This window comes from Anabaena sp. UHCC 0253 (assembly GCF_009712085.1).
GTDB lineage: Bacteria > Cyanobacteriota > Cyanobacteriia > Cyanobacteriales > Nostocaceae > Dolichospermum.
The window spans coordinates 82713-91888 of record NZ_VILD01000010.1; the positions used below are offsets into that span (position 1 = coordinate 82713).

At 39.1% G+C, this 9176-nt stretch carries 7 protein-coding genes and 2 pseudogenes; 5 read left to right on the forward strand and 4 right to left on the reverse strand.

Annotated elements, in window-relative coordinates; genetic code table 11:
* On the reverse strand, positions 1-627 hold a 627-nt coding region (locus FJR38_RS23260), incomplete at its 3' end, for a hypothetical protein (RefSeq protein ID WP_254449538.1).
* A gap of 110 nt (positions 628-737) precedes the next feature.
* On the opposite strand from FJR38_RS23260, the gene FJR38_RS23265 reads away from it, so the two are divergent.
* Positions 738-1535, forward strand: coding sequence for a Uma2 family endonuclease (locus tag FJR38_RS23265; RefSeq protein WP_168539705.1), 798 nt, complete (start codon positions 738-740; stop codon positions 1533-1535).
* 80 nt (positions 1536-1615) lie between these two features.
* Here FJR38_RS23265 and rimM (FJR38_RS23270) read toward each other — a convergent pair.
* A pseudogene (gene rimM / locus FJR38_RS23270) lies at positions 1616-1915 on the reverse strand (ribosome maturation factor RimM); the annotation flags it as partial.
* Between the two features lie 279 nt (positions 1916-2194).
* On the opposite strand from rimM (FJR38_RS23270), the gene FJR38_RS23275 reads away from it, so the two are divergent.
* The 4 genes from FJR38_RS23275 (at position 2195) to FJR38_RS23290 (ending at position 6999) form a co-directional block, all read left to right on the forward strand.
* The gene (locus FJR38_RS23275) at positions 2195-2647 is read left to right on the forward strand and encodes a hypothetical protein (RefSeq protein WP_168539707.1); all 453 of its coding nucleotides are present in this window, start codon (positions 2195-2197) and stop codon (positions 2645-2647) included.
* A gap of 12 nt (positions 2648-2659) precedes the next feature.
* On the forward strand, positions 2660-3991 hold the full coding sequence (locus FJR38_RS23280) for a hypothetical protein (protein ID WP_168539709.1): 1332 nt from the start codon (positions 2660-2662) through the stop codon (positions 3989-3991).
* Between the two features lie 716 nt (positions 3992-4707).
* Entirely contained in the window at positions 4708-6054 is a 1347-nt protein-coding gene (locus tag FJR38_RS23285) for a hypothetical protein (protein WP_168497072.1), read from the forward strand.
* 144 nt (positions 6055-6198) lie between these two features.
* Positions 6199-6999, forward strand: a complete 801-nt coding sequence (locus FJR38_RS23290; protein ID WP_168539711.1) for a hypothetical protein — start codon at positions 6199-6201, stop codon at positions 6997-6999.
* A 172-nt stretch (positions 7000-7171) separates the two neighbouring features.
* Here the strand turns inward: FJR38_RS23290 and rimM (FJR38_RS23295) are convergent, their stop codons facing one another.
* Both rimM (FJR38_RS23295) and FJR38_RS23300 read right to left on the reverse strand, forming a co-directional pair.
* Positions 7172-7882: a ribosome maturation factor RimM gene (gene rimM, locus FJR38_RS23295; RefSeq protein WP_168539712.1), complete on the reverse strand. Its 711-nt coding sequence runs from the start codon at positions 7880-7882 to the stop codon at positions 7172-7174.
* 5 nt (positions 7883-7887) lie between these two features.
* Positions 7888-9170: pseudogene (locus FJR38_RS23300) on the reverse strand (valine--pyruvate transaminase).
* Positions 9171-9176 lie beyond the last annotated feature (6 nt).

A 9176-nucleotide genomic window follows, 5' to 3' on the forward strand; every position in this document is an offset into this window, starting at 1 on the left:
AGTTCCTAATTCTAGTTCACCTTCATAATTAACTAACAAGGGAACAATAGGAAAAGTGACTGTGATTTTATGTTTTGCATCTAATTGAGGAGATTTAATAATTTCTGTAATTTCGGCTTGACTGCTAGGTGGTAAAGAAGGTATACGTTCCTCTAACACTGCCAACATCTGGTGCATTTCTGATTCAGATACCTGATTAGCTGCTACTGCATTTAATATATTTTCTGTCAGAGCTAATTGAGTTTGATTTAGCTGTTCGATAATAACTCTGAGGATGGATTGTTCCGCAGCATTATAACGATTTAATAACGAATCATGATTAATAAGAACAATATTTAACTTTGCGTCTATTTGCTGTAATTGGCTTTCTACTAACTGTAATTGATTTCCTACCACCTGCATTTGTGGTTCAGATATACCAATTAACTGTTGTTCTAGTTCGGTGTATTCTTGTCTATAGTTATTAATAGATTCCTTTTGTCGTTTAATTTCTTTTTTATATTTCTTAAGTATGCGGGGGTTGTCTTCGACACTTAACTCTTCCTCAAATTCTTTAAGTAATTTTTGGTCTTGAGTAATGTTATCTAGTAAATCTGTCAGTCTCTGTTGGAAAATCTGAGAAAGCATGAGTTAAATGCCTTAATTTGGGGATATTGTAGAGTTTACGGTATTTTTTAATTGTATCATAAGATCCGCTAAACTGGGATTGAAAGAAGCAAAATTTATTTAATTTATTTATGACTTTTTCCCCTCCTCTGATTTATCAATCAGATCCTCCTCTTCCTCCTTGGGAAAACCTACCGACAATGTATGATTTACCTAGTGAAAATCCAGAAAAATCCGGTTTACCAGACGAATTTCATTTTTTACAACCTTTACTTTTATATCTCACCTTTCAACCTCTAAACTGTAGTCCAGAACTCATTTTTAGTGCTGCTGATATGAATCTTTATTATGATCTGGAGCATCCTTTATGGTATAAACGTCCTGATTGGTTTGGTGTCGTTGGAGTTTCTCGGTTATTCCAAGGTAGAGATTTACGTTTAAGTTATGTCACTTGGCAAGAAAAAGTAAATCCTTTTGTGGTGGTAGAATTATTATCTCCCGGTACAGAGGATGAGGATTTAGGAAACACAAAAACTACAAAAGATAAACCTCCGACAAAATGGGAAGTTTATGAAAATATTTTGCGGATTCCTTACTATATTGTTTTTAGTCGCTACACTAATGAACTTCGTGCATTTCATTTAGTTGGTGGTCATTATGAACCTATGAATTTGATTGCAAATCGTTTACCCATGCCCGAATTAGGGTTAAGTTTAGGATTGTGGGAAGGTTCATTTCGAGGGATTTCTAAGTTGTGGTTAAGGTGGTTTACTTTGGAGGGAGAATTAATTCCTGAACCAACTGAAGAAGCTGCTGCTGCGACAGAAAGGGCTATTATTGCTGAACAAGAAGCAACTGAAGCGAAAAGAAAAGCGGAAATATTAGCTCAAAGGTTGCGTCAGTTAGGTATTAATCCTGATGAAATTTAGGAGGATTTATAGTTAAGACCCAAGTGCTAATCATGTTGGGTTTCCTTGCGTCCACCCAACCTACATTTAATTATTAGGAACTAATCATTAATTGACAACAAACCAGGGGGAGGAGTGATTTCAACTCGACGGGTTTCTAAATCAACAATAGGAACAATTTCCATGACAAAAGGAATTAAAATTGTTTTTCCGGCTTTATCTTCAGAAAAAGTAGCATCGAATTTGACTTCTAACAAATCATGACCTGAAGGTAATATATCTACTACTGTTCCTATAAATTGGCCAGATTCCTGCATGAAGACTTGCAATCCTAACAAATCTATCACATGAAATTCACCTTCTGCTAATTCTGGGCGATCGCTTACAGGGACAAAAAACCGGAAATGGGGGATAAAAATGCCATTTGTTACATTATTTGAAGATTTGGTGTAACATTATTGACCATAGTGGAAGATACAAGCTGACTGGAGTTTGGACTAATTTCTTTGGCTAAAGCTTCGGACGCAAGCTAAGAGAAGCTTTCAGATATTAGAAATCTTATTTGGATTTGTAATCTCCAAAGCTTACTTAGTAAGGGTTTTAGCCTATGGAAGTTAACTTAGTCCCAACTCCAGAACAATATTGTTACCAAGAAAAAAATTAGTTCCCAGGTAAGTAAAATGAGCGAAATAATACTAGTTACATCTTTAGACGAGGCAGCCGAAAATCAACGGAAGAAGGAGTTATCGATCACCCTCCAGTTTGACAAAGGAGTTACAGAGAAATATTCGATTAATACTAAACCAGCACGTACCTCTAAGTTGGTGTTTGAATCTGAGAAGTCAATTCTCAACAATTTATCTGTCCGTGAAGTGGTGAAGGGGTTGGATCATGCAGCCGATTTAATGTTTCTTGCATATAATGCCTTAGCAGCAAGAAAAAACGACTCGCTCCAAGCAACGGTGTCTGGATTACAGAAATCCCTGTTAGATGCCACAATGGAAGCCACTGTAACAATGGGGGTTTTTAAAACTAAGTCTAGTGCGGTCGTAGATGATGCGTTTAGTGCCTATAAATGGCTAGTCAAGGGTAAGGAGTCGTTGGCTCTAAAACAACTACAACGTTGTGGATAGACGGCTTTGCAAATGGCGGATGAATCGCAAAAACTAGCGGATCGTTTTCAGAAGATTGTTGATGAATCTCAGACTGCCGTGGAAGCAGCTATTACTCAGAAGGTGACCGATCAAAACACCAAGAAAAAACTACAAGAAAAGCTTAACCTGATCAAAACCCTTCAGACAAGAACTGTAGAGCTTCAGAAAAATATTCAAACAGACCTTGTTGCTGCACAAAAAGAATATGAAGAAGCCAGAGAGCGAGAAAAGGTTGAAGGTGAACGCGCTTTCATTACCGGAATAGTTGGGGCCACTATTGGTGCTTTGGCTGCTGGTGTTGGTGCGGGAATTCAAGCGGCGATCGCCATCAAGTCCCCCGTTGGACTTCCAGGAAGTCAATCAGGTGGTAATCAGCCAAGCGGTCAAGCCCCTTCACCAGAGATAGTGCAACAAAAGGAAAGTCTCAGCAAGCAATTGCAAGATAAAGAGGCAGCAAAGACCGCTATTTTTGCAGAGAAGACAGAAAACGACGCTCAAATCACAAAAGCTGAAGCAATTATCAAAGATCCTCAATCTCCAACACAGGCTAAGGCGGACGCAGAAACACAAAAGGCTGCGGCTGAGGCAAAACGTGCTGATATTGATAAAAAGCTAAAAGCGGCAGAAGAAGCTGTTAAAACTGTTTTATCAGGATTGAGCGGCGTGTCACAGCAACTTCAACAAATATCGAGCCAGTCATACTCGGCTGCGGACACTGCGTCGAAACAGAAGATGGCATACTACGAACACAGAAATAAGCTGGCAGCAGAAAACCGAGAAGCGTTAGCTAATCTTGCACAATATGTAGTGGAAATTAAATATACCACTGATGACACTAAGAATATAGAAACGGCAATCAAAAGTCTACAATTTGCCATTGAAGCTCTCAGCGGAGTTGTAGCTGCATTAAGTCAGACAACACTGTTCTGGCGTAATATGGCGAACTATTGTAAAGAAACTCTGGGAAGCACTAGCTTTACTGAAGACCTTGAATTTATCCAAAGTAGTTTTACTTTAGAGGAACGGAAGGATTACTACTCTAGCGAGGACTTCATCCAAGGGGCGTTGGTTAATATAGCTCAATGGGTTGCACTGAATAATGTCTGCGATCAATATCTGACAGCAGTAAACGAGGTATATGGCAAGGTAAATAAAAATGTCGGAAAACCACCATCCGATGACGAAGCAGCAGCCCAAGTCGCTGGATTAGCTCAAGCAGTTCTTAAATCTGCTCAAAATGAAGCTGCGGCTGTAGATGCTGAAATTGAGTCTTTTCGGAAGCAGATGCAGACTATAAATGTTTCAGCGCAACCAGTAAGCTAGAGCATTTACAAAGGGCGATTAATAGGCACAGTTTTGTATCGCTTACTTTAATCTGTACTTTTAAGCGATATGGATGTCTATTATTGTCATCCATATCTACTCTAAAATTAAAACCAAAAACTACCTGTCTCAGTCATAAACAAGAAAAATTAGAGTATGAAAATGAAATTTTTGCTCCAAAAAAGCCTACAAACTTCAGTCAAGTTTGTGTGGAAAACCTTAGTAGTTTTCATCCTATCTACGTTACTTTTCCTTCCCACACCCATATTGGCATTAGACTACAGTGGGACTGTACAGTCATATATATCTGTTGTGAAGGTAGATATAGATGGCATAGTTACATCTATTAAAAAACTGCCAAATCTATCTTATGAGAATGGTAAAACTGCACGAGTATGGCTAACGCCACGCTGCGCTATCAGGAGGAGTAGGAAGGAGGCAAGAATGGTCTCGAACCTGAGAAAATGAGCAGGTTTTGATCGTTTTCAGGCTAATTCCTTACATCCAATTTAATTTTTTCCACCTAAAACGCTTGATTTATCTAGGTTTTACATTTATTCAGCAAGCCCTAAATAAATTTATTGCCGATTTAACTAATAACCTTCCATTGGGAAGCTAGGAAAGCTATTCAGTAAAAACCTGACTAATTTAGTAATTAGTAGATGATGCCAGCTAAGTATTAACTAGTTAACACACACATTAATGGAGTAAGTCAAATGAGTGAAATTACAATAGTTAACAACAACTCAATACCAGGATCGATCACACTTTCTATCAACGGTAAACAAGAAGTATATTCTGTGCAAAATCTTCCAGCAAGCGGCAGTCAATTAGTGCTGGAATCTCGCCAGGATATTTTAGGTAAATTGTCCATTGATTCCTTGGTTTCCAACTTTGAAAATGCGGCGGATTTTATGTTTTTGGCATACAACGCCTTAGCGGGTACAGAAGTTTGGACAAAAGTGTCTGGATTGCAGAAGTCACTGCTTGATATTTCTGGTGATTGCATGAATACACTTGACATTTTTGGTCTTCGCTCCCAAGAAGTCGCCAAAACTTTAATTAAGATCTATGGATTGTTATTACAACGTAAAGACACGTTAGCCATAATTAAATTAAAATATTGTGCGGACCTTGCCCGCGATATGGCTAATGAATCAGAGCAATTAGCGGCAAAGATTTCAGAACTTGGTAATCAATCCCAGGTTGTAAATGAAGATGCTATTAACCTAAAAACTCTGACTGAAGGCGAGAAGTCGAACCTGAATAAACAATTGAATGATTTTAAAGCAAAACAGGCAGCAGCCGAAACGCAACGTGAAAAGCTTAGAGAAGACATGGATAAGCTGTCCAAAGAATATTATGCCAGCGTCGCTAAACTCCAGGATGGCTGGTTCATGGGTGCTGTTAAAGCGGTCGCTAACTTTTGCGGAATCAAAGTTCGAGATCCTAAGGAGGAAGCTCTACGGGAAACTCATGCTACCTACATCAGAGACTCGCAAAGGCAAAATCAGTTAATCCTTGACAATTTGAATGATCTTAAACAATATGCAGCAGAAATTATGAAAGCGCAAAGTGCTGTTTCTGAGGCGGAAAAATCTGTTCAAACTTTCCATTATGCAATTCGCGCGCTCTCTGCAATAGTGTCCACATTAACTGATGCAACACTCTTCTGGCGTTCAATCGAGACATATTGTAGGCAACTTGAAAGTTCAGACTTATCAAATACCGTTCAAGATTATCAGGGTGAATTATCTCCAGAGGAGCTAATTAAGGAATACTCTAGCCCGGAATTTATGGTGCTGTTCGTGAAAAATTTATCTCAATGGGTAGCTTTAGATAGCGTCTGTCGGGAATATCTAGTAGGAGCAAAAAATACATACAATAAAGTAGGAGCTAACATTGTCGCATCACCTTCAATTGACCAAGCAAAAGAACAAACACCTATATTAGCTAAACGGATTTTTGATTCTCTTGACAAACAGGTGAAAACTGTAGAAGCAGCGGCGGTAAAAGATAAAAGATGGGGGAATTATATAACAGTATTGAATGCTAGGTATTAGGTAAGAAGCAGTTAAACATCGGACAGGTGCAATAGATAGCATTTTTTGGTGCTTTGTCATCTATTGCCATCTATTGCTATCTAAACTTAAATCAAAAAACTACTGAGTTAATTTGTGGAAACCCAAAACTATCGGAGTATAAACATGAGATTCTTTATCAAGAAAAACCTACCAAGTCCAGTTAAGTTTGTCTTGAAAACCTTAGTAGTTTTCATCCTATCTGCCTTACTTTTCTTTCCTACACCCGTGTTGGCCTTAGACTACAGTGGCACTTTACAGTCCTATGTATCTAATGTGAAGGTAGAGTTAGATAGTGTATTAACAGCGATTAAAAAACTGCCAAATCTATCTTATGAGAATGGGAAAACAACACTGGCAGAGATAGAGAGTAAATTACAAAAAACTCAAACTGATGCTAGGAAAAATGCCACAGATTTTCAGAAATTAAGCAATGAAACTCAGCAAGAATACAACAAAATCAATGACGATATCAAGAGTCTATATATCACCGAAGAAGCTTCGCAGAAGCAACTTGACGACTTACGTGAAAGGCAAAGGCTCAAACGTGCCGAGAACGAGAAGAAACTCTTAGCCTGGCTCATTGCATCGGATGATAGTCCCAATCCGCTAGTAATAGATGGTAGTTATGAAGAGTATGACAAATATCTCCAGTATGTTTTATCGTTAAATACTCAGTTAAAAAATCTCCAACTGAGTAGAGCCGAGTTAGAGAGCAAGAATCAGAGTCTGTCCGAGGTAATAGTCTTAACCAATAAAATCTCCAACCTGTCTGATAAGGTAGAAAAGCGAATTAAGTTGGCAAACCAAAAATACGGTAACGTCAAAGACTATGCGGATGCACTTGCATCTTTTAGCGACCCGGATATATTAGGTGAAATCAGCGAACTAGATCAATTAATTGCGGACATCAGTAAAGACCTTTAATTAAGCACTTAGGAAAACCATTCAGTAATCTGCACCAATGGGTTAATCTTCAGAACAGGGAAAAGCGAACTAACTTGGCAAACTCTTCCCTGTTCCCTGCCTTCACAGACAAATTTTCCAGCAAGCCCTAAATAAGCTGTGTTGAGTCTATTAATATTGGTGTCACTAGCCACTAATTGTTAATGAATAATAAACCGGGGGGAGGAGTAATTTCCACTCGACGATTTTCTAAATCTACAATAGGGACAATTTCCATGACAAAGGGAATTAAAACATTTTTTGGTACTTTGTCAGTGGTCAACTCTTCATTATTAGCAATAAAAGCAGAATCGAATTGAACTTCTAATAAATCATGACCGGAAGGTAAGATATCCACAACCGTTCCTACAAATTCCCCAGATGATTGGAGAAAGACCTGCAATCCTAGTAAATCTAACACATGAAATTCACCTTCGGCTAATTGTGGGCGATCGCTCACAGGCACAAAAAACCGACAATCACGCATATTTTCAGCTTGATGGCGATCGCTTACTCCCTTCAATTTAATCACATAGAGATTCTTTCCTTCCAGATACCGCCCATTTAATAACTCCACAGGTTGGAGTTCCGTTTCCCCTGGACGTAATAACCAGCGTTTTCCCGGTTCTTCAAAGCGTTCAGGAAAATCAGTATTAGGATAAACCCGCAATTCCCCAGTTAAACCTTGAGGTGAGACAATTTTACCAATTTCCAGCCAATCATCAAGATTAGGGACTGGGGACACTTCGACAAGCTCAGTGCGTCGCTGGGGACTGGGGACTGGTTTAGTCGGTTTAGGAGGGCGGGGAGACCCCGCCCCTACGGGTTTCTTCTTCTTCGTGTTCTTCGTGCCTTCGTGGTTCATTTTCCTTACACACTTACAGCCGCAACTTGATAAACCTGTTCAGCAACCTTCGCTAAACGCTGCATACCGATAGTAATTTCTTCATCACTACCCGTTAAACTAATTCGCAGACATTGGTGTTTGTGTTCCCACTCTTCTTTTAAACCAGGGAAGAAACTACTACCAGGAACAACAATCACACCCACCTTCTTTAATTCCTGGTAAAATTCCCAATCAGTCATAGGTAAATCTTGCAACCACAACCAGCCAAAAATCGCTCCTTCACCACGATGTAAAAACCAAGGTAAATTTTTCGGCATTGCTGCTTCCAATGTACTTTCCAACACATCAAACTTTTTCTGATAGAAAGGACGAATCACATTTTCCGCAATATTTGCTAATGTACCTGATTCTATCGCTCTAGCTGCGATCGCTTGACCATATCGAGACGAATGAATTCCCACATTGGTTTGGAAACATTCCAAAACTTGAATCAGGTTTTCATCACCAATAGCTACCCCAATGCGTTCCCCAGGCAATCCCGCCTTTGATAAACTCATACAGTGGAGGATATTTTCCCCAAATACCGGAGTCATTTCTGTAAAATTCAACGCCGGGAAAGGAGGTGCATAAGCTGAATCAATTAGCACGGGTACATTATAAGGTGCAGCTAAATCAGTGATTTTGTTCACCTCATCATTAGTTAAAACATTACCCGTAGGATTACAAGGACGGGAAAAAATCACACAACCAGTATTTTCTGTAATCGAAAGTTGGTTAAAATCAGGACGATATTTAAAGCGGTGCGCTGCTGCATCAATATCTAGAGTAGGCTTGTAAGCAACCAAAGCTTCTGGAAATAAACACACACCGCCATAACCAGTATAATCTGGACTTAATGGCAGCACAATTTCTTTTAACGCTCCATTACCCATATCGCCACCAAAAGCATTAGCAGCGTAAAAATAGATAGTTTGACTACCCGCAGTAATTAAAATATTCCGCTCAGTTAAACTTAACCCATAACGCTGGTTAAAATCCTTGACAATTGCCTCAATTAATGGTGCATAACCCTGACTAGAACCATAACGACAAACAACTTCACCATATTCAGAACTAGCTAATAAATCTGCCGTGCAATCCCGCCATAACTGTTCTACCTCTGGTAAAATCAACGGATTGCCAGCACTCAAATTATATAATTCCTGTCCCTTACTAGCTCTGAGGGTTTCGTTAATATCTTTCATAATCGCTCTCACGCCAGTTAAGTTGGACATTTGAGCGCAATTTTAGTAAGGGCAGGTTTCATAGTTTT

Bases quoted from the DNA above. Each gene is read 5' to 3' on its own strand.
- FJR38_RS23265 (WP_168539705.1), top strand. From the start codon at position 738: ATGACTTTTTCCCCTCCTCTGATTTATCAATCAGATCCTCCTCTTCCT.
- FJR38_RS23275 (WP_168539707.1), top strand. From the start codon at position 2,195: ATGAGCGAAATAATACTAGTTACATCTTTAGACGAGGCAGCCGAAAAT.
- FJR38_RS23280 (WP_168539709.1), top strand. From the start codon at position 2,660: ATGGCGGATGAATCGCAAAAACTAGCGGATCGTTTTCAGAAGATTGTT.
- FJR38_RS23285 (WP_168497072.1), top strand. From the start codon at position 4,708: ATGAGTGAAATTACAATAGTTAACAACAACTCAATACCAGGATCGATC.
- FJR38_RS23290 (WP_168539711.1), top strand. From the start codon at position 6,199: ATGAGATTCTTTATCAAGAAAAACCTACCAAGTCCAGTTAAGTTTGTC.
- rimM (WP_168539712.1), bottom strand. From the start codon at position 7,882: ATGAACCACGAAGGCACGAAGAACACGAAGAAGAAGAAACCCGTAGGG.